The sequence below is a fragment of the Priestia sp. SIMBA_032 genome, assembly GCF_046535215.1.
In the GTDB taxonomy this organism is placed as follows: domain Bacteria; phylum Bacillota; class Bacilli; order Bacillales; family Bacillaceae_H; genus Priestia; species Priestia aryabhattai.
In genome coordinates this window covers 1-269 of the sequence record NZ_JAWRXD010000732.1, presented here as the reverse complement: position 1 = coordinate 269, position 269 = coordinate 1, and the positions used below count along the sequence as shown (strand labels likewise).

1 pseudogene is annotated in these 269 nt (G+C 69.1%); it reads right to left on the bottom strand.

Annotated elements, in window-relative coordinates:
- Window positions 1-269, bottom strand: a pseudogene (locus tag SB717_RS36220) (hypothetical protein); the annotation flags it as partial.

Below are 269 nucleotides of genomic sequence, written 5' to 3'. Positions count from 1 at the left end.
GGCACGGGGTCGCGCCCAAGGATCCTCGCCCACATGCGGCGGCGAGCCTCGAGCGCGGACGCGTCGAAGAAACGCTCCGGAACGAGGCCGGCGTATGTCTCCCGCCAGGTCTCGACGTGGACAGCGGCAATCGCGTCGGCGTCTTCGGCCCTTGCTGCACGGACAAGTAGGGGAGCGCTCATGGTGAGACAGTAGCGCTCGCCGTTCCTGACGAGAACCGCACCGCCGGAGGGAAGCCCGGTGGCGATCGAGCGTTCGACGCTCCGCCA